Raw genomic sequence first — 24,906 nt, forward strand, 5'->3', positions numbered from 1 at the left:
CGCGGCCGCCCCCCGCCCACCCCACCACCCCCCGCCCCGCCGGGGGGGGGGGGGGGGGCGGGGGGGGGGGGGGGGGGCCCCCCCGGGCCCCGGGGGGGGGGGGGCCCCCCCCGGGGGGGGGCCCCCACGGCCGTGCAGCGGATCAGGCTTCGGTCGGAGCCGAGACGGACGGCTGCGACTGCTGCTCGGCCGCCGCGGTCTTCTTCGTCGCGCGCTTCGCCACGGTCTTCTTGGCCGTCGCCTTCTTCGCGACGGTCTTCTTGGCGGCCGTCGCCTTCTTGGCGGCGGTGGCCTTCTTCGCCGGGGCCTTCTTGGCAGCCGTCTTGCGGACCGCCTTCTTGGCCGGCTTCTCGGCCGGGGCGGCCTCCTCGCCCTCTGCGGCCTCCGCTGCCTCGGCCGGGGCCGGGGCGGCCTCGGGCTCGGCGGCGGGGGTCTCGACGACCAGTACGGCAGCCTCCGCCGCGCCTGCCGGGGAACCGGCGGGTGCGGTGGCCTTGCGGGTGGCGCGCCGACGCGGACGGGCCGGTGCGGCCTCCGCCACGGAGGCCTCCGCGGCCGGCGCCTCGGCGACGGGCTCGGGCTCGGCCTCCGCCGGGGCGACGGGCTCCGGGGCGGCCTCGGCGGCCGGCTCGGGCTCCGGGGCGGCCTCGGCCGCAGCCGGGGCGCCCGCCGGGGCCGTGGCCTTGCGGGTGGCACGGCGACGCGTGCGGCCCTTGGGGGCGACCTCGACCGGCTCGGCGGCTTCCACGGCCTCGGCGACGACCTCGGAGGCCGGCTCGAGCACCGTGTCGGCCGCCTCGGTCACCGGCTCGGCCTCGACCACCGGCTCCGCCGCCGGAGCGGCGACGGGCTCGGCCTCGGCCACGGGGGCCGCGGCCGGGACGGCCGGAGCCGCCTGGGCGGCCGCACCGCGCGGGGCACCCGCCGGAGCGGTCGCCTTGCGGGTGGCACGGCGGCGGTTGCGACGGCCGCTCAGGCCGGCCGCGGCCTCCGCCTCCGCCGGGCTGCTGTAGAGCTCCTCGTCCGCGACGAACGCCGGCTCGGGCAGCGCCACCGGCGCCGCGAGCTCGGCGGCCACCTCGGCCTCGGTCTCGGTCTCGGCCTCGAGCGCCTCGAGCTCGACGCTCGCAGCGCCCTCGATCTCGTGGTCGTGCTCGTGGCCACGGCCGCCGCGACGCTTCGCCCGCTTGCCGTTGCCACCGCCGCCGACCGCGGTCGGCGTCTCCATGTGCACGATCACACCGCGCCCGTTGCAGTGGACACAGGTCTCGGAGAAGGACTCCAGCAGGCCCTGGCCCACCCGCTTGCGGGTCATCTGGACCAGGCCCAGCGAGGTCACCTCGGCGACCTGGTGCTTCGTACGGTCGCGGCCCAGGCACTCCAGCATGCGCCGCAGGACCAGGTCGCGGTTCGACTCCAGGACCATGTCGATGAAGTCGATGACGACGATGCCGCCGAGGTCGCGCAGCCGCAGCTGGCGCACGATCTCCTCGGCCGCCTCCAGGTTGTTCCTGGTGACGGTCTCCTCGAGGTTGCCGCCCTGACCGGTGAACTTGCCGGTGTTGACGTCGATGACGATCATCGCCTCGGTCTTGTCGATCACGAGGGAACCGCCCGAGGGCAGCCACACCTTGCGGTCGAGCGCCTTGGCGAGCTGCTCGTCGATCCGGTACGTCGCGAAGACGTCCACCTCGGAGGTCCAGCGCGACAGCCGGTCGGCCAGGTCCGGGGCGACGTGCGAGACGTAGCCGTGGATGGTCTCCCAGGCGCTGTCACCGCTGACGATGACCTTCGAGAAGTCCTCGTTGAAGATGTCGCGCACGACGCGGACGGTCATGTCCGGCTCGCCGTACAGCAGGCTCGGCGAAGAGGTCGAGATCTGCTTCGACTTCTTCTGGATGTCCTCCCACTGGGCCTGCAGACGCTCGACGTCGCGACGCAGCTCGTCCTCGCTCGCCCCCTCGGCGGCGGTGCGCACGATGACGCCCGCGTCCTCGGGGACGATCTTCTTGAGGATGGTCTTCAGACGCGCGCGCTCGGTGTCGGGCAGCTTGCGGCTGATACCGGTCATCGAGCCCTCGGGCACGTAGACCAGGTAGCGGCCGGGCAGCGAGACCTGGCTGGTGAGACGGGCGCCCTTGTGGCCGATCGGGTCCTTGGTGACCTGCACCAGGACCGACTGGCCGGACTTCAGGGCGGACTCGATGCGGCGCGGCCCGTTGGCCATGCCGAGCGCCTCGAAGTTGACCTCGCCGGCGTACAGGACGGCGTTGCGGCCCTTGCCGATGTCGATGAAGGCGGCCTCCATCGACGGCAGCACGTTCTGGACCTTGCCCAGGTAGACGTTGCCGACGTACGAGGTGGCTTCTTCCTTGTTGACGTAGTGCTCGACGAGCACGTTGTCCTCGAGGACGCCGATCTGGGTGCGCTCGCCGGCCTGGCGGACGACCATCACGCGCTCGACGGCCTCACGGCGGGCCAGGAACTCGGCCTCGGTGATGATCGGCACGCGGCGGCGGCCCTGCTCGCGGCCCTCGCGGCGGCGCTGCTTCTTCGCCTCCAGACGGGTCGAGCCCTTGATGGACTGCACCTCGTCGGACGGCTCGGCCTTCTCGCGCGCCGGGCGCGGCTCGCGGACCTTGACGACGGTGCGTACGCCGTCCTCCTCGCCCGCTTCGCCCTCGGCCGTGACGTCGGCGGGCTCACCGCTGCGGCGGCGACGGCGACGGCGGCGACGGCTGGAGCTGGAGCCCAGGGCGCCGGTCTCGTCGTCCTCCTCGGCGGAGTCCTCTTCCTCTCCCGCCTCCTGCTCGGCGGCCTCCGCCTCGGCCTCGTCCTCGGCGGACTCGTCCAGGTCGGCGGCCTCGCCGCGGCGACGGCGGCGGCCGCCACGGCGGCGGCGGCGGGACGGGCGCTCGCCCGTCTCGTCGCCCTCTTCGAACTCGGCAGCCTCTTCGTCGAGCTCGGCGGCCTCGTCCTCGGCGCGCTCCACGTCGGCCAGCGACACCGGCGCGGACTCCGCGACCGGGGCGGCCTCGACCGCACCGCGGCCACGGCGGCGGCGACGGCCGGCCGGCTGCGGGGCGGGGGCCTGGACGGTCTCGGCCTCGGCCTCGAGCTCGTCCTCCTCCTCGACCTCTTCGGCCGGGGCGGCTGCGGCGGCGGCCGCGGCGGCCATGGCGGCGGTCTCCGGGGTCTGGAACATGGGCTCGGTGAAGACCGGCGCCTGGAAGACGGCCACGGCGGGGCGCGCGGCGCGGCGGCCACGAGCCGGGGCGGCGGGCTCCTCCTCGACGGCGGGCTCCACCGGCGCGGCCTGGGCGGCCGGAGCCGCGGAGCGGGTGGCGCGGCGGCGGCCGCCGCGCTTGGGGGAGTCGACGGCGTCGGCGACGGTCACGGTGGCCTTGGGAGCGGCCTCCTCCACGACGGTCTCGGCGGCGGGCGTCTCGGGGGCGGCGACGGCGCGGGTCGCACGACGACGGGCACGCGGCGCGGGAGCCGCAGCCTCCTCGACAACCGGAGCAGCCGGAGCAGCCGGAGCGGCAGCCTCGACGACGACCTCGGCAGCAGGCGCCTCGGGGGCGGCCACGGCACGGGTCGCACGACGACGGGCACGCGGCGCGGGAGCCGCAGCCTCCTCGACGACCGGAGCAGCCGGAGCGGCAGCCTCTACGACGACCTCGGCAGCAGGCGCCTCGGGAGCAGCCACGGCACGGGTCGCACGACGGCGGACACGCGGCGCCGGAGCCGCAGCCTCCTCGACGACCGGAGCAGCCGGGGCGGCAGCCTCGACGGCGGCCTCGGCGGCGGCCGGAGCCTCGGGAGCGGCGACGGCGCGCGTCGCACGACGACGGGCACGCGGCGCCGGTGCCTCCTCGGCGGCCGGAGCAGCCGCAGCGGCAGCCTCTACGACGACCTCGGCGACAGGAGCCTCGGTGGCGGCCACGGCGCGGGTCGCGCGGCGGCGGGTGCGGGCCGGGGCGGCGGCCGGGGCAGCCTCCTCGACGGCGGCGGCGGGGGCGGCCGGAGCGGCCTCGGTCACCTCGGCGGCCGGGGTCGCGGTCGCACCGGGCGGGCCGGCGGGCCGCGACGCGGCACGGCGACGCCTGCGCGGAGGCAGGTTGTCGCTCGGGCTGCCGCTGTCGGCGCCACCGGTGGTGTTGTTGGTTTCGTTGTTGAGCATGCGGGCGGTTCTCCCGTCACGCTCCCGGGCGCCGCGGCTGACTTCCGGTCCGGCACGGCCCCGCGCGATCAGCGCGGAACCGGCCTCCGGGGCGCGTTCGCCACACGGGAGCTGTAGTCCATGGCCGCCGGTTCCGTACGTCTTGTCCGTACGGCCTGGCGGAAGTCTTCAGGTCTGTGCGCGGCCCGACCCAGGTGGCTCCCGAGTGCCAGGGCTGCGCGACGACGACGATCCCTACGCGGCGGGACCTTCCGGCGCCTTCGCGTCGGCGGCTACGGAGGCCGTGGGTGGGGCGGCCGTGACAGCCTCGCGGTCGGGCGCGAGCGGGTCGGTCACCGTGCCGGACTCCTCGTCGAAGAGCCCCTGCGCCAGCCTGGTCACCGCTGCGGGGACCGGCGGCGCCAGGTCGGCCACAGCTCGGAGACCGGACAGGACGTCGTCGGGTCGCACGGCAGGTGTCAGATGCCGAACAACCAGCCGCAGTATCGCACAGGCATTGTCCAGCGGCCTATCAGCCGGGGCAGGAACCGCCTCGAGGCTGACCACAGCCCCGCGGGTGTCGAAGCTGCGCATGCCGTTCTTGGTGCGGCGCTGCACCTCGACCGCCTCGGCGGCGAGGAAGGCCTCGACCGCGCGCTCGGCTTCGGCGACCTCCACGCCCTCCAGCCGCAGCTCCCACACGGAGGCCGTCAGCCGGTCGGCGAGCCCGGAGGTGCGGGCCTCGACGGCCTCGATGATGTCGAGCCCGACCGGCATCGACTCGTCGAGGAGCTCGCGGAGCTTCTCGGGGTCGCGGGGCTCGGCAAGGGCGATCTCGAGGTACTCGGCCTCGCTGCCGGTGCCGGTCGGCGCGGCGTTCGCGTACGAGACGCGGGGGTGCGGGGTGAAGCCCGCCGAGTACGCCATGGGCACCTCGGCGCGGCGCAGGGCCCGCTCGAACGCGCGCTGGAAGTCTCGGTGGCTGGTGAACCGGAGGCGGCCGCGCTTGGTGTAGCGCAGTCGGATGCGCTGCACCACCGGTGCGGGGGGTGGGCCTTCGGGCTGTCGCTTGCCCAGTGGTTCTTCTCCTTGTGCGGGGCTCCGCGGCTCGCGCGTCGCCCTGAGGTCTGGTGAGCCTGCCGGCCACGCCGTGCCCTCCGGCTCACCCCTGCTTCTGTTCGTGCAGGGAGATCTCGGGGGCGGGCGCGTTCTTGCCTGCGGCTGTCGTACTACCCAGAGTACGCGCCCGTGACCTCGCCGGTTCCCGGCCGGGGCCCCCGAACAGCACCTTTCGCACGTCGGCCCGGACCTCGCGGACGGTGGCCCGGACGGTGCGCCACACCTCCCGTACGACATGTCCGACCGGCGTCAGCACGTGCCGGTACACCTGCGCCACGGGCCGGCCCACGAGCACCCAGCCGACCAGCCGGACCCCCCGCCACACGGCCCGCACGATCCGCCCGGCGACGTGCCAGGCCCAGACGAGCACCTGCCCGAGGGGCACGAGCAGGTACGCGTACGCCCCGACCGCCACGGGCCGCAGCAGATACCGGTAGACCACGGAGCCGATCACGGCCAGTCCGTGCCCGACCGGGGTGAGCACGTACCGGTGGAAGACGGCACCCACCCGGGCCAGCCCCCGCCCGACGGGCGCGAGCACGTACCGCCACAGCCCCACCCAGGGCCAGACGAACAGGGTCATGCAGAGCGCCCACACCAGCCACGTCAAGCCCTTGACCAGCGGGGCGACCACGTACCGCAGCCCGCCGCGCCCCACCCAGGCCAGCGCCACACCGAGCGGACGCAGGAGGTACGCGTACAGAACCCGCCCGGCGGGAGCGAGGAGAAACTCGTGCACGGGCCGGACCACGTACCGCCACAGCCCCGCCCAGGGCCAGACGAACACCAGCTTGATCAGCACGGTCAGCACCCGGCCGATACCGCGCAGCACCGGCTGGAGGACGTACACGGAGAACGGCCCCAGCACACGCCGCTGGACGGCCTGCCCGAACGCGACGAGCAGATCCCAAACCACCCGTACGGGCAGTACGACGATCAGGGCCACGATCTTGACGGGTATCCGCACGACCCCCACGAGGCAGCCCTCGCCACTCCCCCCGCCCCCCGGCTTCTCACGTTCCATACCCGTAAGGACACCCGGAACCCCCCAACCGTTGCGGCGGGCAGACCCCCGGTCAGTCGATGGACCCCGGCTCGGCCAGCCACCGGGTGCGGAGGTCGATGTGCTTGGCGAGAGTCTCGAAATCCCGGTCGTAGTGGAGCACCGTCAGGCGGTGCCTCGCCGCAGTGACCGCGACCACAAGGTCCACCACTCCCGCCGAGCGCACGCAGCCGGCCTCGGCCAGGGCCTGCTGCACGGCCCCGACGCGGACCCACACGTCGTCCGGGATCCCCTGCCACACGTAGAGGTCCGCGAACGCCTGCCGCATCGCGACGTATTGGGCGGCCGACCGGGCCGAGTACAGTGCCTCGGCCTGCGTCGCCGCGCACATGCCGATGCGTCCGGCAGCGAGCGCCGACCGCCACGTGGAGAACGGCCCCGGGAGCGTGATGCGGTGCGCGGCGGAGGTGTCGATGAGGAACGCCCCCTCGGTCAGCTCCCCCACGGCCCCCGCACCTCTTCCTTGAATCCGGGTTCCCGCCCCTTGTCGAAGGCGCCTTCCTCATCGAGCTTGATGAGTGCTGCCAGCGCTCGCTCCCGGCGCAGCCGTGCTCCTATTTCTGCGAGCGCGGCGTTGACCGTGTCCTTCTTCGTCGTGGTGCCGAGGACCTCCGCGGCCAGCGCGAGCGCTTCCTCGTTGATGTCGATCACGGTCTTGGCCATGCCGGCCACCTCCTGGCAGCTGGGGTGGAGTATTGCTCCACGCTCGCCTCAAGGATATCCGCGAGACGTATCTGCTGAAACCTTCAACCGGCGACCGAATGAATATGCCCCCCACCGTTCCCGGTGAGGGGCATGTTCGGGACGCGCGCCGCGTCAGCCGGGGGTCACTTCACGACCGACAGCGGCAGCAGCTTCTGGCCCGTGGGGCCGATCTGGATGTGCGTGTCCATCTGCGGGCACACGCCGCAGTCGAAGCACGGGGTCCAGCGGCAGTCCTCGACCTCCGTCTCGTCGAGGGCGTCCTGCCAGTCCTCCCAGAGCCAGTCCTTGTCGAGACCGGAGTCCAGGTGGTCCCAGGGCAGGACCTCCTCGTAGGTGCGCTCGCGGGTCGTGTACCAGGCGACGTCCACGCCGTAGGCCGGCAGCGTCTTCTCCGCGGCCTCCATCCAGCGGTCGTACGAGAAGTGCTCGCGCCAGCCGTCGAAGCGGCCGCCCGACTCGTACACGGCGCGGATCACGTCGCCGATGCGGCGGTCGCCGCGCGAGAGGAGGCCCTCGACGATGCCCGGCTTGCCGTCGTGGTAGCGGAAGCCGATCGAGCGGCCGTACTTCTTGTCGGCGCGGATCTTGTCGCGGAGCTTGCCCAGGCGGGCGTCCGTCTCCTCGGCCGACAGCTGCGGCGCCCACTGGAACGGGGTGTGCGGCTTCGGCACGAATCCGCCGATCGACACCGTGCAGCGGATGTCGTTCTGGCCGGAGACCTCGCGGCCCTTGGCGATGACGTTGACCGCCATGTCGCCGATCTGGAGCACGTCCTCGTCGGTCTCGGTCGGCAGGCCGCACATGAAGTACAGCTTCACCTGGCGCCAGCCGTTGCCGTAGGCGGTGGCCACCGTCCGGATCAGGTCCTCTTCCGAGACCATCTTGTTGATGACCTTGCGCATGCGCTCGGAGCCGCCCTCGGGGGCGAAGGTCAGACCGGAGCGGCGCCCGTTGCGGGTCAGCTCGTTCGCCAGGTCCACGTTGAACGCGTCCACACGGGTCGACGGCAGGGACAGGCCCACCTTGTCGTCCGTGTAGCGGTCCGCGAGGCCCTTGGCGATGTCCGCGATCTCGGTGTGGTCCGCCGAGGAGAGCGACAGGAGGCCGACCTCCTCGAAGCCGGTCGCCTTCAGACCCTTCTCGACCATCTCGCCGATGCCGGTGATGCTTCGCTCCCGCACGGGGCGCGTGATCATGCCGGCCTGGCAGAAACGGCAGCCGCGGGTGCAACCGCGGAAGATCTCGACGGACATCCGCTCGTGGACGGTCTCGGCGAGCGGGACCAGCGGCTGCTTCGGGTACGGCCACTCGTCGAGGTCCATGACCGTGTGCTTGGACACGCGGTACGGGACGCCCGACTTGTTCGGCGCGACGCGCGCGATGCGCCCGTCGGGCAGGTAGTCGACGTCGTAGAAGCCCGGCACGTAGACCTGGCCGGTCCTGGCCAGGCGGAAGAGGACCTCCTCGCGCCCGCCCGGACGGCCCTCGGCCTTCCACGTGCGGATGATCTCGGTCATGTCGAGAACGGCCTGCTCGCCGTCGCCGATGACCGCGCAGTCGATGAATTCCGCGATCGGCTCGGGGTTGAAGGCCGCGTGGCCGCCCGCGAGGACGATGGGGTGGTCGACCGTACGGTTCCTGGCCTCGAGCGGGATGCCCGCCAGGTCCAGGGCCGTGAGCATGTTCGTGTAGCCCAGCTCCGTGGAGAAGGACAGGCCGAACACGTCGAAGGCGCCCACGGGGCGGTGGCTGTCCACGGTGAACTGCGGCACCTTGTGCTCGCGCATCAGTTCTTCGAGGTCGGGCCACACGCTGTAGGTGCGCTCCGCAAGCACGCCTTCGCGCTCGTTCAGCACCTCGTACAGGATCATGACGCCCTGGTTGGGCAGCCCGACCTCGTACGCGTCCGGGTACATGAGCGCCCAGCGGACGTCACACGAATCCCACGGCTTGACGGTGGAGTTGAGCTCACCACCGACGTACTGGATGGGCTTCTGCACATGCGGGAGCAGAGCTTCGAGCTGTGGGAAGACCGACTCGGACATCACGCGACTTTCGTGAAGCGGGCAGGGGGCGACTCTCAAGCGTAACCCGAGGCGCAGCCGCCACCCGCCGCCAAGATCACCGCCTAGGTGGCGAGGTCCGCCCGGAGCGCGGGGTCGCAGGCCTGCGCCCATACGTCCGGAAGTTCCCGTTCACGCCGCTCGGCCAGGGCTTCCTCGCGGGCGTAGAGCACGCCCCAGGTGAAAGCGGACTCCCCTGCTCCGGCCGCTTGGACACCGAGGCCGTGCAGGGCTTCGCGGGCGACGACGCTGTCCTGGTGGTCGCCGAGCAGGGTCTGGACCGATTTCATCGCCTTGGCCAGCTGTTTTGCCGGTTTTCCGAGCGCGGGTGCGGCGGCCTCCGCCGCGTAGCGGGCGCGTTTGGCGGCCTTGCGGGCCTCGTGCAGTGCCAGGTCGCGCTCGTGGCCCGGTTCCAGGTCGAGGGCGCCCGCGACGCGGGTGGCGAGCCGCCCGTAGTCGCGCAGGGCGGCCTTGGACAGGGCCCGGGCGGCGGGCTTGGCCGCGCCGGGGAGCAGGGGCGGGTCGGCGAGCAGGGCATCGAGGGCGTCGAGCAGGGCGGCGTACCGCTTGGCGTCGAGGGCGGCGAGGGCGCGGCGGCGGGTTCCCGAGCGGCGGGCGTTGTTCCAGACCCGCAGGCGGCCGCGGACGGGTCCGAGCAGGAGGGTGCGGGGGAGCTCGGTGATGCGGGTCTGGATGCGCTCGGAGAGGACTTCCTGGTCGCGGTCGAGGCCGAGCTCGGCGGCCAGCCAGCGCAGCTCTTCGCCGAGCGGGTCGGTGGCGGTGCGGTCGAGGACCTTGCGGTGGGTCTTGAAGGCGCTGCGCATGCGGCGGCAGGCGACCCGCATCTGGTGGACGGAGTCGGGCAGGTTGCGGCGCACGGCGGGGTCCTGGGCGACGAGGGCGTCGCGCTGTTCGCGCAGGTACGCGAGGACGTGCGCGCCCGCGGTGTCCTCGGGGAGGTCGGGCTCGGGCCGTGGAGGCGGCGCGGCGGCGGTCTCGGTGAGGGCGCGGGCGAGTTTGGAGGGGGCGTCGGAGACGTGGAGCCCGGCTTTGCGGAACTTCTTCTCGACGGCGTCGAGGAGGGCCGGGTCGACCCCGTCGGCGAGTTCCACCTCGACCTCGGTCCAGGCTGCGGCGGCATCGTCGCGCTCGGCGCGGACGTCGTCGGTGGAGAGTTCGGCGAGGAGGGTGCCGTCGGCGTCGAGGAGGTGGGTGACGCGGCGCGAGGAGAGCAGCCGGACCTGGGGTTCCAGGGGGGTGTCGCGGACGCGGGAGCGGACGAGGGCGGCGAGGGAGCGGGGGACGGTGTCGCTGAGGGGGGCGGCGACCTCGTCGCGGACGCCCGGGGAGACGGGGAGTTTGAGGTGCCAGCCGGCGTCGGCCCCGCCGGTGCGGCGTCTGAGGGTGAGGCCGTCTGCGGCGAGCCGCTGGTCGGGGGTGTCGTAGTAGACCGCGTCGAGGTCGACGGTGCCCCGGTCGGCGACGGCCGCGATCGCGGCCGTGCCGGTCAGGTCCGGGACTCCGCGGCGCGCGGCCTTGCTCGTCGTGAACTCGAATTTGCGCTCGATCTCGCGTTTCGTGTCCGCCATGGATCGAACTTAGTCCTGAACGGATCACGACGGCAGGGTGAACGGGGAATCCACGGCGGAATGCGGCCGAAGATCGGCCCCCGCTAGGCCGACATCGGCCGTTGCACCCTGATCGACTGGAGCAGTCCGACCGCCACCCACACCGCGAACATGGACGAGCCCCCGTAGGAGACGAACGGCAGCGGCAGCCCCGCCACCGGCATGATCCCGAGGGTCATCCCGATGTTCTCGAACGCCTGGAAGGAGAACCAGGCGATGATCCCGGCGCACACGATCGTCCCGTACAGCTCGGTGGTCTCGCGGGCGATCATGCACGCCCGCCACAGCACGATGCCGAGCAGGACGAGGATCAGCCCGGCGCCGACGAAGCCCAGCTCCTCCCCCGCCACCGTGAAGACGAAGTCGGTCTGCTGTTCGGGCACGAACTGTCCGGTGGTCTGCGAGCCCTTGAAGAGCCCGGAGCCGGTCAGTCCGCCGGAGCCGATGGCGATGCGCGCCTGGTTGGTGTTGTAGCCGACGCCGGCGGGGTCGAGGTCGGGGTTGGCGAAGGCCGCGAAGCGGTTGATCTGGTACTCGTCGAGCACGCCGAGCTGCCAGATCAGGATGGCCCCGGCCGCGCCGGAGCCCATCAGCCCCAGCACCCAGCGGTTGGAGGCGCCGGAGGCGAGCAGCACGCCGAGCACGATGATGACCATGACCATGACGGAGCCGAGGTCGGGCATCAGCATGACGATGCCCATAGGTGCGGCGGCCAGGCACAGCGCCTTGACCACGGTGCGGTGGTCGGGGTGGGCGAGGTCGCCCGCGTCCACCCGGGTGGCCAGCAGCATGGCCATGACCAGGATGATCGTGATCTTCACGAACTCGGAGGGCTGGAGCGAGAAGCCGCCGCCGATCACGATCCACGCGTGGGCGCCGTTGATGGTCGCGCCGAGCGGGGTGAGCACGGCGAGGATGAGCACCAGGGAGAGCCCGTACAGGATCGGCACGGCGCCGCGCAGGGTGCGGTGGCCGAGCCAGATGGTGCCGATCATCAGGACGAGCCCGATGCCGGTGTTCAGGGCGTGGCGGACCAGGAAGTAGTACGGGTCGCCCTGGTTGAGCTGGGTGCGGTTGCGGGTCGCCGACCACACCAGCAGGGCGCCGATGAAGGACAGGGCGAGCGCCGACAGGAGTATCGGCCAGTCGAGCCGGCGCAGCACCGAGTCGCGCGAGGTCAGTTTGGCCATCGCGCCGCGCTCGGGCGCGTACCGGGATACGGAGAACTTGTTGGCGGTCTGCATCGGGTCTCAGTCCTGCCGCGCGACGGGCGGGGCGGGGGGACCGGCGAGCGCGGGCACCGGTTCCTCCGGGGACGGGGGCACGTACGGCTTGATGTCGGGGGCGACGATGGAGCCGTCGGGCTGGATGGTGGGCAGCTTGGCCTCCGGCTTGAGCAGAAAGGCCTTGGCGACGTCCTGTTTGCCGGCCATGTCGAGACCGTAGATGGCGTTGTAGACGTTGCGGACGGCGGGTCCGGAGGCACCCGAACCGGTACCGCCCTGGGAGATCGTCATCACGATCGTGAAGTCCTCGGTGTACGTGGCGAACCACGAGGTGGTCTGCTTGCCGTAGACCTCGGCGGTACCGGTCTTGGCGTGCATCGGGATCTGCTTCTGCGGCCAGCCGCCGAAGCGCCAGGCGGCGGTGCCGCGGGTGGCGACGCCCTCCAGGGCGGCGCCGATCTTGCGGCGGGTGACCTCGGTCATGGGCAGCTTGCCGTGGGCCTGCGGCGGGATCGGCTCGACGTGCTTGCCGTCGGCGCTGATGACGGCCTTGCCGATGGTCGGGTTCCACATGGTGCCGCCGTTGGAGATGGCGGCGTAGATGGTGGCCATCTGGATCGGGGTGACCAGGGTGTCGCCCTGGCCGATGGAGTAGTTGATGGCGTCACCGGCGCGCATGAGGTTGCCTTCGAGGCAGTTCTCGTAGGACAGCAGCTCGACGTAGGTGCCGCCCTTCTTCCCGGTCTTGCACCACATGTCCTTGTTGGCTTCCCAGAACTTCTGCTTCCACCGGCGGTCGGGGACCCGGCCCTTCTCCTCGCCCGGCAGGTCGACGTGGGTCTCGGCGCCGAGGCCGAACTGGTGGGCGGTCTTGTAGAAGATCTCGGCCGGGGTCTTCTTCGGATGGAGCCCGCCGTCCTTGATCCACTGCTGGTGGCCGAGGGCGTAGAACACGGTGTCGCAGGAGACTTCGAGGGCCCGGCCGAGGGTGATGGAGCCGTGGCCCTGGGACTCGAAGTTCTTGAAGACCTGGCCGCCGATGGCGTAGGAGCTCGGGCAGGGGTAGCTCCCGTCGAAGTCGTACCCGGCGTTGACCGCGGCCGCGGTCGGGATGACCTTGAAGATGGAGCCCGGGGCGGCCTGGCCCTGGATCGCCCGGTTCATCAGCGGGACGTTGGACTCCTTGGCGGTGAGCCTCGCGTAGTCCTTGCCGGAGATGCCGCCGACCCAGATGTTCGGGTCGTACGTCGGGTTGGAGGCCATGGCCACGACGCGGCCCGTCTTGGACTCGAGGACGACGATGGCGCCGGCGTCGGCCTTGTAGGGGACGCCGGTGTTGCGGTCGATCTGCTTGCGGGCCTCGATCATGGCCGCGTTCAGCTCGAACTCGGCGACGCCCTGGACGCGGGCGTCGATGCTGGTCACGAGGTGGGCGCCGGGGATGGACGGGTCGTTCTTGGCCTGGCCCATGACGCGACCGAGGTTGTCGACCTCGTAGCGGGTGACGCCGGACTTGCCGCGCAGGGTCCGGTCGTACGTGCGTTCCAGGCCGAAGCGGCCGACCTGGTCGGAGCGCAGCAGCGGCGAGTTGGTGTTCTTGGCCTTCTGGATCTCGTCGTCGGTGACCGGGGAGAGGTAGCCGAGCACCTGGCCGGTGTTGGCGCCGCCGGGCGCGGGGTAACGGCGTACGGCGGTCGGCTCGGCGGTGATGCCGGGGAACTCCTCGGGGCGCTCGCGGATCTGCAGGGCCTGCTGGGTGGTGGCCTCGGTGGTGACCGGGATGGGCTGGTAGGGGGAACCGTTCCAGCAGGGCTTGGGGGTCTGGGAGTCGCAGATGCGGACCTTGTTCATGATGTCCTGCGGCTTCATGTCCAGTACGTCGGAGAGCCTGGTCAGGACGTCCTTGCCCTTGTCCTTCATCTTCATCAGCGCCGTGCGGCTGGCGGAGACGACCAGACGGGTCTCGTTGTCGGCGAGGGGGACTCCGCGGGCGTCCAGGATCGAACCGCGGACGGCCGGCTGGACGACCTGCTGGACGTGGTTGCTCTTGGCCTCGTGGTAGTACTCGGCGCCGTTGCGGACCTGGAGGTACCACAGGCGCCCGCCGAGGGTGAAGAGGAAGGAGAAGACGAGCACCTGGAGGATGACGAGACGGATCTGCACCCGGGAGGTGCGGCCGGTCTCGGGGACGTTGCTCACGGGATCTCCCCCCTCACAGCTTCTTGACGCTCTTCACACTCTTGATTCCCTTGACGCCCTTTATCCGGCCGGCCTTGTTGGCGCGGCTGCGGGCCGTCTTGAGTCGCAGGCCGCCGCGCTGGCTGCCGATGCGCAGGCCGGTGCCGCCGGAGAGCCAGCCGGAGGACACGTCGGCGGCCTTGGCCTGTCCGCCGTTCGCCTCGACGGCCATCGGGTCGTTCTCGGCGCGCCGGGCCAGCGCCATGATGAACGGCACGGTGAACGGGGCGAGCAGCAGGTCGTAGAGGGTCGCGGTGAACAGCAGCCCGGTCAGGCCCACGTGGCGGGCGGCGGTGTCGCCGACGAGGGCGCCCACCCCGGCGTAGAGCAGGGTGGAGCCGATCGCGGCGGCGACGACGGTCAGCATCGGCCCCCAGGCGGAGCGGAACCGCCCGGAGTCGGGGCGGGCCAGCCCGGCGGCGTACCCGATGACGCAGAGCACGAGCGCGTACCGCCCGGCGGCGTGGTCGGCGGGCGGGGCCAGGTCGGCCAGGAGTCCGGCGGCGAAGCCGATGAGCGCACCGCTGAGGTGCCCGTACACGAGGGCGAGGGCGACGACGGTGAGCAGGACCAGGTCGGGTACGGCGCCGGGCAGTTGCAGCCGGCCCAGGACGGAGACCTGGACGACGAGGGCGACCACGACGAGCGTGGCCGAAAGGAGGATCCGGTTGAAGCGCATGACGGTGGGCTCCTACTCGTCGGCCGGCTTGGCGGGCACACTGGCGGACGGCGACGGGGTGACCGTGACGGTGACCGTCGGGGTGGGCTTCACCTCGGGCTTGGGGGGCAGGACGGCGTCGCGCGGGTCCTCGCGCGGCGGCATGACGACGACGCCGACGATGTCCAGGCGCGAGAACCCGACGAACGGGCGGACCCAGATGGTGCGGGTCAGGTCGCCGCGCGAGGGGTCGACCTTGACCACTTCGCCGATCGGGACGCCGGGCACGAACGGCTTGTTGCCGCGGGAGCCGAACGTGACGAGCCGGTCGCCGGGGCTGACCTTGGCCTTGCCGTTGAGCATCTGGACGGACAGGGAGCGGTCGCCCTGGCCGGTGGCGAAGCCGAGTTCGCCGGTCTTCTCCAGGCGGGTGCCCACGGTGAAGTCGGGGTCGTTGGCGAGGACGACGGTGGCGGTGTCGGGGCCGACGGTGGCGACCCGGCCGACGAGCCCTTCCCCGTTGAGGACGGTCATGTCGCGTTCGATGCCGTCCTTGCTGCCGGCGTCGATGGTGACGGTCCAGGAGAAGCCCTGGGCCGCTCCTATGGCGATGACCTCGGCGCCCTTGATGCCGTACTGTCCGGCGCCGGCCCGCTTGAGCATCTCGTCGAGCTCGCGGATGCGGCTGCGGGTCTGGTCGTCGCTGCCCAGCCGGGCCTTCAGCGCCGCGTTCTCGCGCTCCAGCGTGGCGATGCGGTTGTGGCGCTCGCCGGAGTCCCGTACCGCCCCTATGGCGTTGGCGACCGGATCGACCGCGGTCGCCACACCTTCCTCGACCGGGCCGAAGACCGCTGCGGCGGCCTGCCGGGCGCCGTCGACCGGTGACTCCTCGCCTGCCCTGATGTCCACCGTGATCAATGCGAACGCGATGGCGATCAGGAGCACCAGGAGCAGCCGGCTTTCTCGTGTGTCCCTCACGTGCGGCGGCCGTGCCTTCCCATGTGTCGTGGCGGCGAAGCCGGCTCCGGTGGAGCCGGTGCTTGCACCGGAGTTCTTCGTCTGTATATCAACGATCCGCCGCACGGGCGCGGCAGCACCCGTACGGCGGATCCTTGTGTTCCGCATGGCCCCCGGACGGGGGTCTGTATCAGCGCCGGGGCTGGGCGTCCAGGACCTGCTGGAGCGCCTCGAACTCCTCCACGCACTTGCCGGAGCCGAGCGCCACGGAGTCGAGCGGGTCCTCGGCGATGTGGATCGGCATGCCCGTCTCACGGCGCAGCCGCTCGTCGAGCCCGCGCAGCAGGGCGCCGCCGCCGGTCAGGACGATGCCGCGGTCCATGATGTCGCCGGAGAGCTCCGGCGGGCACTTGTCGAGCGTCGTCTTGACCGCGTCGACAATGGCGTTGACCGGCTCCTCGATGGCCTTGCGGACCTCGGCTGCGGAGATCACGACCGTCTTGGGCAGGCCCGAGACCAGGTCCCGGCCGCGGATCTCGGTGTGCTCGTCCTTGTCGAGGTCGTAGGCCGACCCGATGGTGATCTTGATCTGCTCGGCGGTCCGCTCACCGAGGAGGAGCGAGTACTCCTTCTTGATGTGCTGGATGATCGCGTTGTCGAGCTCGTCGCCGGCCACCCGGATGGACTGCGCCGTGACGATTCCTCCGAGGGAGATGACGGCGACCTCGGTGGTGCCGCCGCCGATGTCCACGACCATGTTGCCGGTGGCCTCGTGGACGGGCAGGCCCGAGCCGATGGCGGCGGCCATGGGCTCCTCGATGATGTGCACCTGGCGGGCGCCGGCCTGCGTGGACGCCTCGATGACGGCGCGCCGCTCCACTCCCGTGATGCCGGAGGGTACGCAGACCACGACGCGCGGACGGGCCAGGTAGCGGCGCTTGTGGATCTTGAGGATGAAGTACCGGAGCATGCGCTCGGTGATCTCGAAGTCGGCGATGACGCCGTCCTTGAGGGGCCTTACGGCGACGATGTTGCCGGGCGTCCGGCCGATCATCTTCTTCGCCTCGGAGCCGACCGCCAGGATGCCACCGGTGTTCGTGTTGATGGCGACCACGGACGGCTCGTTCAGGACGATCCCCCGGCCCCTCACGTACACCAGCGTGTTGGCGGTCCCGAGGTCGATCGCCATGTCACGGCCGATGAACGACATGTTGTTCCCCTTGTTCCCCATGAGGAGCGTCTGGCCTTCCAGTTGATAGCGGCTGCTGTCAGGTCGGCGAGGTGGGTGTGTGGGTGGAGGCCCCATCGTAGTGCCGCAAGTATGAACACCGCGCGACGGGACTCCGGCAATCCCGCCGGATCGGAAACCCGCCCCCTTAGTGGTGACGACGTGTCCTGCCCATGCGTTCCCGCAACTGCCCGGCAATACCGAAGGGCGACCGAAATTACTTCGGTCGCCCCAGGTCATGAGCGCTATTCGGCTGATGTTACGTCAGGAAGGACTCATCCCAGGGTGGGGAAGAACAGCTTCAGCTCACGCTCGGCGGACTCCTCGGAGTCCGAGGCGTGGATGAGGTTCTCCCGGGTGATCGTGCCGAAGTCCCCCCGGATGGAGCCGGGCGCCGCGGCGATCGGGTCAGTGGGTCCGGCCAACTGGCGGACACCCTCGATCACGCGTTCCCCTTCCACCACGAGGGCCACGATCGGGCCGCTCGCCATGAAGCCCATGAGGGGCTCGTAGAACGGGCGCCCCACGTGCTCGGCGTAGTGCTGCTCCAGGATGCTCCGGTCGAGCGTACGCAGCTCCAGCGCCGGGATGCTCCAGCCGGCCTTGCGCTCGATGCGACCGATGATCTCGCCCACCAGGCCACGCCTGACCGCGTCCGGCTTGAGCAGGACGAGCGTGCGCTGGGTCATGTTGTAACTCCTTGCGGCAAACGGGTGCGGTTACCCGAGGCTACAGGGGCTGGACACGGCCGGCGCACGGACCCGTCAGGCCTGCGCCTCGCTCTGCGCGGCCCAGCGGGCCTTGATCGCGTCGATCTTGCCGCCGTAGTGCACCGAGCACCACCACAGCCCCGCGAACACGGCGCCGAGGAAGAACATCATCGGGACGACGAACCCGCTCAGGATCAGGCCGATCTGCAGGGCCCAGCCGATCTGCACCGCGCCGGGACGCGAGAGCATCCCGCACAGCAGCACCGACAGCAGCATGGCGATCCCGCAGACCGTCCACACCGTGGCCTGGGTCAGATCCGGGTTCTTCATGGCGACCAGCCCCGCGAAACCGATCACGAAGAACTCGCCGATCAGCGTCGAAGCACACAGCGTGCGCATTCCTCAGCCCCTCTTCAGCAGCAGGCGGGCCTCGCCCACCGTGATCACGGACCCGGTCACCAGGACCCCGGCCCCTCCGTACTCGGCCTCTTCCTCCGCAAGGGTGATCGCCGCCTCCAGGGCGTCGTCCAGCCGCGGCTCCACCTGCACCCGGTCCGGCCCGAAGACCTCGACCGCGACCGCCGCGAGCTCGTCCGCGGACAGCGCCCGGTGGCTGGAGTTCTCCGTGACGACGACCTCCGCGAAGATCGGCTCGAAGGCCTCCAGGACCCCCTTGACGTCCTTGCCCTCGCTCGCGGCCACGACGCCGATCAGCCGGCTGAAGCCGAAGGCCTCGGTCACCGCGTCCGCCGTGACCTGCGCGCCCGCCGGGTTGTGCGCCGCGTCCAGGACCACCGTCGGGCTGCGCCGCACGACCTCCATCCGGCCCGGCGAGGTCACCGAGGCGAAGGCCCTGCGCACGGTCTCCAGGTCCAGCTCCCGCGACTGCTGCGCGCCGACGCCGAAGAAGGCCTCGACCGCCGCCAGCGCCACCGCCGCGTTGTGCGCCATGTGGGCCCCGTACAGCGGCAGGAAGATGCCGTCGTACTCGCCGCCCACGCCGCGCAGCGTCAGCATCTGCCCGCCGACCGCCACCTCGCGCGCGACGACGCCGAACTCCATGCCCTCGCGGGCCACCGTCGCATCGACCTCGACGGCCTTCTTCAGCAGCACCTGGGCCGCGTCCACCGGCTGCTGCGCCAGGATCACGGTGGCGTCCTGCTTGATGATGCCGCCCTTCTCCTGGGCGATCTCGCCGGGCGTCGTGCCGAGGCGGTCGGTGTGGTCCAGGCTGATCGGGGTGATCACCGCGACCGAGCCGTCGATCACGTTGGTCGCGTCCCAGGTGCCGCCCATGCCGACCTCGACGACGGCCGCGTCGACCGGGGCGTCCGCGAAGGCCGCGTACGCCATACCGGTGAGCACCTCGAAGAAGGACAGCCGGAACTCCTCGGCGGCGTCGACCATCTCCACGTACGGCTTGATGTCGTAGTACGTCTCGATGAAGCGCTCGGCGCTGATCGGCGCCCCGTCCAGGCTGATCCGCTCGGTGACCGACGCCACGTGCGGGCTGGTGTAGCGGCCGGTGCGCAGCTCGAAGGCGTTCAGCAGGGCCTCGATCATGCGGGCGGTGCTGGTCTTGCCGTTGGTGCCGGTGACGTGGATGGAGGGGTACGCGCGCTGCGGTTCGCCGAGGACGTCCATCAGTGCGGCGATCCGGGTGACGGACGGCTCCAGCTTGGTCTCGCCCCAGCGGGTGGCGAGCTCCTGCTCCACCTCCTGCAGCGCCCTCGCCACCTCCGGGTCGAGGGGGTGCGCGGGCACCGGGTCGCCCTGGGGCGGTCCGGCCTGGGCGCGCAGGGTGCGGCTGCCGGCCTCGATCACCGCCAGGTCGGGGTCGCGGTCGGACTCTTCGGCCACGATCCGGTCGAAGACCTCCAGGGTCTCGTCGCGGTCGTCGGGTCCGTTGCTCTCGGGCTGCTGCTCACTCACGGGGCCAGTCTACGGACGGGGGGCCCGGGGACTTTCGACCCGGCCGTTTCAGGACGTTCGGCGCCCGTTGCGACCGGATCGTTATGCAAGCCTTGCGGGCAGGAGATAGGGGAACAAATGCCGCAGGCCAGCAGTAACACGTCCGCTTCCAGCCGCGACATAGGGATCGATCTGGGGACCGCGAACACCCTGGTCTACGCCCGGGGGCACGGAATCGTCCTCAATGAGCCGTCCGTGGTCGCCGTGAGGGCGGGCACCACCACCGCGCTGGCCGTCGGGACCGAGGCCAAGGAGACCATCGGCCGCACCCCCGGCTCCATCACCGCGATCCGCCCCCTGAAGGACGGGGTGATCTGCGACTACGAGGCCGCCGAGGAGATGATCCGCCATTTCGTCCGCAAGGCCGTGCCCGGGCGCCGGCCGCGCACCCGGATGGTGATCTGCGTGCCCTCCGGGGTCACCCCGGTCGAGCGGCGGGCCATCGTCCACGCCTCGACCCGGGCCGGGGCCAGGACCGTCCACCTGATCGAGGAGCCGATGGCGGCGGCGATCGGCGCGGGCCTGCCGGTGGCCGAGCCGCGCGGCTCGATGGTGGTGGACATCGGCGGCGGCACCACCGAGGTCGCCGTCATCTCGCTCGGCGGGATCGTCACGTCCCGGTCCCTGCGGGTCGGCGGGGACCGGCTGGACGCCGCGATCATGGACTACGTACGCAAGGAGCACGGGCTGCTCATCGGCGAGCGCAGCGCCGAGGACATCAAGGTCGGCATCGGATCGGCCTGGCCGGTGCCGGACCGGCCGGAGCTGGAGACCCGGACCTTCACGGTCCGCGGCCGGGAGCGGGTCGGCGGCATGCCGAAGACCCTCTCCCTGGGTGCCGCGGACGTACGGGCCGCGCTCGACGAGCCGGTCGAGGCGATCATCGCCGCGGTGCGCACCACCCTGGAGGAGTGCCCGCCCGAGCTGTCCGGCGACGTGATGGAGCACGGCATCGTCCTGACCGGCGGCGGCGCACTGCTGCCCGGCCTGGACCTGCGGATCGCCTCCGCGACGGGGATCCCCGTGTTCGTCGCCGACGCCCCGCTGGACTGCGTGGCCCTGGGCTCCGGCAGGTGCGTGGAGGACCTGGACACCCTGAACGGCCTGCTGGTCCCGGCGAAGGTCTGATCCACAAGACACCCCCTACCCCCGGGGAAGGGTGGCCACGACCGTGTACGAGTCCTCCGTGCGCGTCGCCGTCAGGGTTCCGCCCAGGCTGCGCACGCGCTCGGACATGCTCGCCGTGCCCGAGCCGGCCGAGACGGGGGCGTGCGGGGGCGTACGGGCCGGCAGGCCGTTGCTGACCGCGATCCGCAGCTGCGGGCCGTCCGCCGCGATCGACACGTCGACGGTCTCCCCGCACGCGTGCTTGGCCGCGTTGGTCAGGCACTCCTGCACGACCCGGTAGACCGCGGCCTGCCGCAGCGGTGACAGCCCGTGCACCTGCGGATCCAGGTCCAGCCGTACGGGCGAACCGGCCCGCCCGCTCTCCTGCGCCAGGGCCGGCAGCCCGTCCACCCCCGGGGTCGCGGCCCGCTCCCCGCGCTGCACGATGATCTCGTTGAGCACCAGATGGGCCCGGCGCGCGGTATCGGCCAGCTCCTCGAAGTCCTTGGCGTGCGCCGACTCGCGGGCCCGCACCGACAGCACCTCCGAGCGCACCGTCAGCAGCGTCAGCTCCCGGCCGACGAAGTCGTGGACGTCGCGGGCGACCGAGGTGCGCTCCTGCTGGACCGCCTGCTGGACGGCCGATTCGGCCCGCCGGGCGGCCAGCTCGCGCACCAGGTCGTGCCGGTAGGCGGCGATGCCGACGGCCGAGGCGAGCACCCCGATGGGCACGACCAGGCTCAGGAACGAGCTGAGGGTCTGGGCCCGCGGTTCGGGCCAGCCCGGGACGCTGAAGACGATCAGCGCGAAGGCGACGTACCCGAGGGTGGCCAGGACCGCGGGCCGGCGCCCCCGGAAGCGGCCGACCGAGTAGAGCGCGAACTGGATCAGCGTCAGCTCGTGCAGCCAGCCGATGAAGAGCAGCGCCGTGAGGTACGAGATCCAGGGCGCCCGGCGGCGCACCACCAGGCTCGAGCATCCGGCGGCGAGCACGACGGCCGCCATCGGGCCGCTGAGCGAGTTGTCCGCGGCGGCCAGGCCGGGCAGGTCCAGTGCCATCAGGGCGAGACAGCTGACTGCGGTGAGCACGTCAAGCGCCCGGGGAGACCCGCTCCAGCTCTCGGCGAGCCGGCGACCGGTGGCCGCGGCCCGGCGGAGCACCGGGGGGACGGGCGGGACGTGCATGCCCTCCATCATCCGTGCTCGCCGAGGGGGATCGGATCAGCCGACCGGGCCGAAAACGTGATGTCCGACACTCCGGACAACTCGGGACACAATGCGTCAGGGTGCCGGATCGGTGCCCGGGCCCGCGTAGTCGGAGCCGAAGCAGGACCGGATCTCGCGCTCGGTGTCCGGGCGGCCCGCGAAGTTGAGCCGGGACTCGTCCTCCCTGGGGGCGATCTTGGGGTCGGAGTCGAAGTGGACCGACCACCAGTAGACGCCCGCCATCTTCCGCTCCCGCACGACCTGGCAGACCGCCTTGTACCAGGTGGCCTGCACCGCGGGATTCAGCTTGCGCTTCGTGTAGAAGTCGCCGGGGGCGTGGTAGGCCCCGTCCATGGCGCTGATGCCCGCCTCGGCGAGCACGATCCGCGGCAGCGGGCCCTTGCCCTTCTTGTCGAGCCAGGTGTTCCAGCCGTCGACGAGCTGGTCGATCGGGGCGTCGTCGGGCACCTTGACGGGGAAGTACGCGTCGACGCCGAGCCGCTTGACGGGCACGTCTATGTGGCCGCCCACGTAGTTGTCCCAGTTGGCGTCGTAGGACACCTCGCCCTTGAACCGCTTCTCGGCCGCCGCGATCAGGCCCTTCCAGGCCGGGTGGCCCTCCATCGAGTTCAGCTCCGTGCCGATCACGAACGTCGCCGCCTGCTGGCGCTGGGCCGCGTCGAGGTACGGGCCGAGCAGGGCCTCGTAGGCGTCGAACCAGGCCTCTTTGTCGGTCGGCTTGATGTTGCCGCGCCAGCCCTCCGGGGGGACGAGCACCGCTTCGTCCAGGGTCGGGCGGACGGTGGTGCGCAGTCCCGCCTCGTGGAAGACGCGCAGCACCGTCTCGAGGTGCTCGGGCGTCGGGGTGCTCTTGCCGGCCGCGAGCTTCGTCGAGGTGCGGCCCTCCGTGTAGAAGGGGAAGGAGACGGAGACCGCGTTGGCCTTCAGCCCCACGAGGTAGGCGGCCTGTTTGCGCGCCTGCGTCTCGAGGTACGCGGCGCTGTGTTCCTTCTTGTCCTCCCAGAAGATCTGGACGCCCCACTCGGGCATGCCGGCCTTCCAGGGCTTGTCCACCTTCGGCGGGGGCCCGGCGGGCGGTTCCTCCTCCTCCTTCTTCGCAGCCGCGTCGGCCCCGCCGCCGGCGGGGCCGGTGTCCTCGCCGCCGTCCGCGGGGGTGGAGTCGTGCAGGACCAGGACCGGCTTGAGGGAGCCCGGCCTCCAGCGGAGCGGGTGGTCCCCGACCACGAACGGGAGGCCGACGACCAGGCAGGTCACCGTCACCGGGAGGATCGCGAGCAGGGGGACCTTGGAGCGCTTCCCCTTCTCGGCCCGGCTCTTCTGGTTCGACTGGTTCGACTCGTTCGACTGGTTCTTCTCGGTGTTCACGAGGGACTCTCGTTTTCTCACGCGGGCTTGGCTATGACGACGAACTTGTTCTCTTCGCGCTTGATGAACTTGATCAGTCCGCGCAGCCCGCCGAGCCCTTCCATCACGGAGAACACGGGGATGAGGGCGAGCACGACGATCGGCTCCCACCAGCGCCGCCTGCCGTTCGCCGAGACCAGGGCGTTGAGCCGCAGCCCTTCCCAGTACGTCCAGATGACGTACGCGAAGTTGAGCGCCCACATGATCACGACGGACTGGGCCACCGGCGAGGTGTTGAAGTCCCCGATGAGCCAGGCCACGAAGATCACGGTCGCGATGTGCTGGAGCGGGCCGAAGACCCAGGTGGCCACGCAGAGCAGCAGGAACCAGCGGTAGCGGAACGGCACCGTGCGGTTGAAGCACAGCGCGACCAGCCCCCAGGACCAGCGCTCACGCTGCTTGATGAAGTCCCGGGTGGTGGCCGGCGAGGCGCCGTAGCAGCGGCCGTTGAACCAGTCGCTGCGGCCGGGGTACCGGCGGCAGAACGTCAGCGCCAGCTGCGCGTCCTCGACGATCGCCTTCGGGCCGAAGTCCCAGCCGATCGTCGCCTCGATGGAGGCGCGGAGCAGCAGCAGCTCCCCGTGCACGCCGGCGACCGGGGTGCCGAGACCGGTGAGGGCCCGGAAGCGGGCTATGTCGTCGGCGGGGCGGACCGCGTCGGCGAGCCAGGTGAAGCGGTTCACGGCGTTCTCGCGCGGGTAGGCGAGTATCCCCTGCGCCATGTGCTTGCCCTCGTCCCCGGCCCGTCGCTGGCGGTTGACGAACTGCGCCATGGACGCGGCGGTGTCGGGGCCGACAGCGGTGTCGTCGTCCATGTGCAGCACCCAGATGTCGTCGAGGGCCTCCCCCTCGACGATCCGCAGCTCGTGCGCGTAGTGGTTGGCGCGGGCCTTGAAACGGGTCCCGTTCGCCGTCTCGTACGCCTTGGGCACGGTGACCACGCGGATCAGGGGGTTCATCGTGGCCAGGCCGTCGATCTGCTCGGCCGCCTCGCAGCCCTCCTCCGTGAGGACGTCGACCCGCATCTGCGGGAAGTACGGGGGCAGGTGCTCCACGTAGCTGAGGACCGAGCGCTCCAGCGCCGGGTACGTGTCGTGGCGGCCGATGGTCGGCACGAGCACGACGAGGAAGTCCTCCTCCACCGGCGTCGGCGGGACCATCTCGTGCGCCTTGCGCAGCCTGCGGCGGATCAGCAGGGCACCCTGGAGGCCGACCATGACGCCCACGCCGGGCAGCGACCAGACGATCGACAGCGTCCAGCCGAGCGGGGTCGGATTCGGCTTGAACGACCAGAGGCCGAAGCCGGCGAGGAGCAGGAAGGGCAGCACGAAGGCCGACACGCCGGGCTTCCAGTCGGCCAGGCGCTGTACCAGTCGCGCATCGCGCCGCGACGTGGGCGCGACGTCTTGTACGGGGGCGAGGGTCATGGAGGAGGTCCTT

19 protein-coding genes are annotated in these 24,906 nt (G+C 71.6%); 1 reads left to right on the plus strand and 18 read right to left on the minus strand.

Annotated features, from left to right (window positions below):
* Positions 1 to 142: 142 nt before the first annotated feature.
* The 15 genes from ACFYXK_RS03725 to ACFYXK_RS03795 all read right to left on the minus strand — a co-directional run bounded on the left by ACFYXK_RS03725 (position 143) and on the right by ACFYXK_RS03795 (position 19,689).
* A complete protein-coding gene (locus tag ACFYXK_RS03725; RefSeq protein ID WP_389409646.1) occupies positions 143 to 4,183 on the minus strand; it encodes a ribonuclease E/G in 4,041 nt (1,346 codons plus the stop codon).
* Between the two features lie 234 nt (positions 4,184 to 4,417).
* On the minus strand, positions 4,418 to 5,197 hold the full coding sequence (locus ACFYXK_RS03730; protein WP_389409844.1) for a TIGR03936 family radical SAM-associated protein: 780 nt from the start codon (positions 5,195 to 5,197) through the stop codon (positions 4,418 to 4,420).
* Positions 5,198 to 5,324: 127 nt separating this feature from the next.
* Positions 5,325 to 6,305, minus strand: a complete 981-nt coding sequence (locus ACFYXK_RS03735; protein ID WP_389409647.1) for a hypothetical protein — start codon at positions 6,303 to 6,305, stop codon at positions 5,325 to 5,327.
* 52 nt (positions 6,306 to 6,357) lie between these two features.
* The gene (locus ACFYXK_RS03740; protein ID WP_389409648.1) at positions 6,358 to 6,789 is read right to left on the minus strand and encodes a PIN domain-containing protein; all 432 of its coding nucleotides are present in this window, start codon (positions 6,787 to 6,789) and stop codon (positions 6,358 to 6,360) included.
* The gene (locus ACFYXK_RS03745) at positions 6,777 to 7,007 is read right to left on the minus strand and encodes a type II toxin-antitoxin system VapB family antitoxin (RefSeq protein WP_383515596.1); all 231 of its coding nucleotides are present in this window, start codon (positions 7,005 to 7,007) and stop codon (positions 6,777 to 6,779) included. The genes ACFYXK_RS03740 and ACFYXK_RS03745 overlap by 13 nt, the downstream gene beginning before the upstream one ends.
* A 164-nt stretch (positions 7,008 to 7,171) precedes the next feature.
* The gene (locus ACFYXK_RS03750) at positions 7,172 to 9,097 is read right to left on the minus strand and encodes a TIGR03960 family B12-binding radical SAM protein (RefSeq protein WP_383515594.1); all 1,926 of its coding nucleotides are present in this window, start codon (positions 9,095 to 9,097) and stop codon (positions 7,172 to 7,174) included.
* A gap of 80 nt (positions 9,098 to 9,177) precedes the next feature.
* A complete protein-coding gene (locus tag ACFYXK_RS03755; RefSeq protein WP_389409649.1) occupies positions 9,178 to 10,701 on the minus strand; it encodes a CHAD domain-containing protein in 1,524 nt (507 codons plus the stop codon).
* Between the two features lie 83 nt (positions 10,702 to 10,784).
* A complete protein-coding gene (rodA, locus tag ACFYXK_RS03760; protein WP_389409650.1) occupies positions 10,785 to 11,984 on the minus strand; it encodes a rod shape-determining protein RodA in 1,200 nt (399 codons plus the stop codon).
* Between the two features lie 6 nt (positions 11,985 to 11,990).
* Entirely contained in the window at positions 11,991 to 14,165 is a 2,175-nt protein-coding gene (mrdA, locus tag ACFYXK_RS03765; RefSeq protein ID WP_389409651.1) for a penicillin-binding protein 2, read from the minus strand.
* Positions 14,166 to 14,178: 13 nt separating this feature from the next.
* Positions 14,179 to 14,883 (minus strand): rod shape-determining protein MreD, encoded by a 705-nt coding sequence (gene mreD / locus ACFYXK_RS03770; RefSeq protein WP_389409652.1) that lies wholly within the window; start codon positions 14,881 to 14,883, stop codon positions 14,179 to 14,181.
* 12 nt (positions 14,884 to 14,895) lie between these two features.
* On the minus strand, positions 14,896 to 15,840 hold the full coding sequence (gene mreC / locus ACFYXK_RS03775) for a rod shape-determining protein MreC (protein ID WP_389409653.1): 945 nt from the start codon (positions 15,838 to 15,840) through the stop codon (positions 14,896 to 14,898).
* A 169-nt stretch (positions 15,841 to 16,009) separates the two neighbouring features.
* Positions 16,010 to 17,029 carry a rod shape-determining protein gene (locus tag ACFYXK_RS03780; RefSeq protein ID WP_008738981.1) on the minus strand — a complete coding sequence of 340 codons (1,020 nt, stop codon included), beginning with the start codon at positions 17,027 to 17,029 and terminating at the stop codon, positions 16,010 to 16,012.
* Between the two features lie 293 nt (positions 17,030 to 17,322).
* The gene (gene ndk / locus ACFYXK_RS03785; protein ID WP_266629291.1) at positions 17,323 to 17,736 is read right to left on the minus strand and encodes a nucleoside-diphosphate kinase; all 414 of its coding nucleotides are present in this window, start codon (positions 17,734 to 17,736) and stop codon (positions 17,323 to 17,325) included.
* A 75-nt stretch (positions 17,737 to 17,811) separates the two neighbouring features.
* The gene (locus ACFYXK_RS03790; RefSeq protein WP_385189330.1) at positions 17,812 to 18,156 is read right to left on the minus strand and encodes a DUF4233 domain-containing protein; all 345 of its coding nucleotides are present in this window, start codon (positions 18,154 to 18,156) and stop codon (positions 17,812 to 17,814) included.
* A gap of 3 nt (positions 18,157 to 18,159) precedes the next feature.
* Complete coding sequence (locus tag ACFYXK_RS03795) at positions 18,160 to 19,689, minus strand: bifunctional folylpolyglutamate synthase/dihydrofolate synthase (protein ID WP_383515575.1); 1,530 nt, start codon at positions 19,687 to 19,689, stop codon at positions 18,160 to 18,162.
* A 117-nt stretch (positions 19,690 to 19,806) separates the two neighbouring features.
* Between ACFYXK_RS03795 and ACFYXK_RS03800 the strand changes: the two genes are divergently transcribed.
* Positions 19,807 to 20,856 carry a rod shape-determining protein gene (locus ACFYXK_RS03800; protein WP_389409654.1) on the plus strand — a complete coding sequence of 350 codons (1,050 nt, stop codon included), beginning with the start codon at positions 19,807 to 19,809 and terminating at the stop codon, positions 20,854 to 20,856.
* 15 nt (positions 20,857 to 20,871) lie between these two features.
* On the opposite strand, the gene ACFYXK_RS03805 is transcribed toward ACFYXK_RS03800, so the two are convergent.
* From ACFYXK_RS03805 to ACFYXK_RS03815, 3 genes are all read right to left on the minus strand, one after another.
* On the minus strand, positions 20,872 to 22,020 hold the full coding sequence (locus ACFYXK_RS03805) for a sensor histidine kinase (protein ID WP_389409655.1): 1,149 nt from the start codon (positions 22,018 to 22,020) through the stop codon (positions 20,872 to 20,874).
* A gap of 96 nt (positions 22,021 to 22,116) precedes the next feature.
* On the minus strand, positions 22,117 to 23,427 hold the full coding sequence (locus tag ACFYXK_RS03810) for a glycoside hydrolase family 113 (protein ID WP_389409656.1): 1,311 nt from the start codon (positions 23,425 to 23,427) through the stop codon (positions 22,117 to 22,119).
* A gap of 17 nt (positions 23,428 to 23,444) precedes the next feature.
* On the minus strand, positions 23,445 to 24,893 hold the full coding sequence (locus tag ACFYXK_RS03815; protein WP_389409657.1) for a glycosyltransferase family 2 protein: 1,449 nt from the start codon (positions 24,891 to 24,893) through the stop codon (positions 23,445 to 23,447).
* Positions 24,894 to 24,906 lie beyond the last annotated feature (13 nt).

The sequence above is a fragment of the Streptomyces sp. NPDC002209 genome, from assembly GCF_042890265.1.
In the GTDB taxonomy this organism is placed as follows: Bacteria; Actinomycetota; Actinomycetes; order Streptomycetales; family Streptomycetaceae; genus Streptomyces.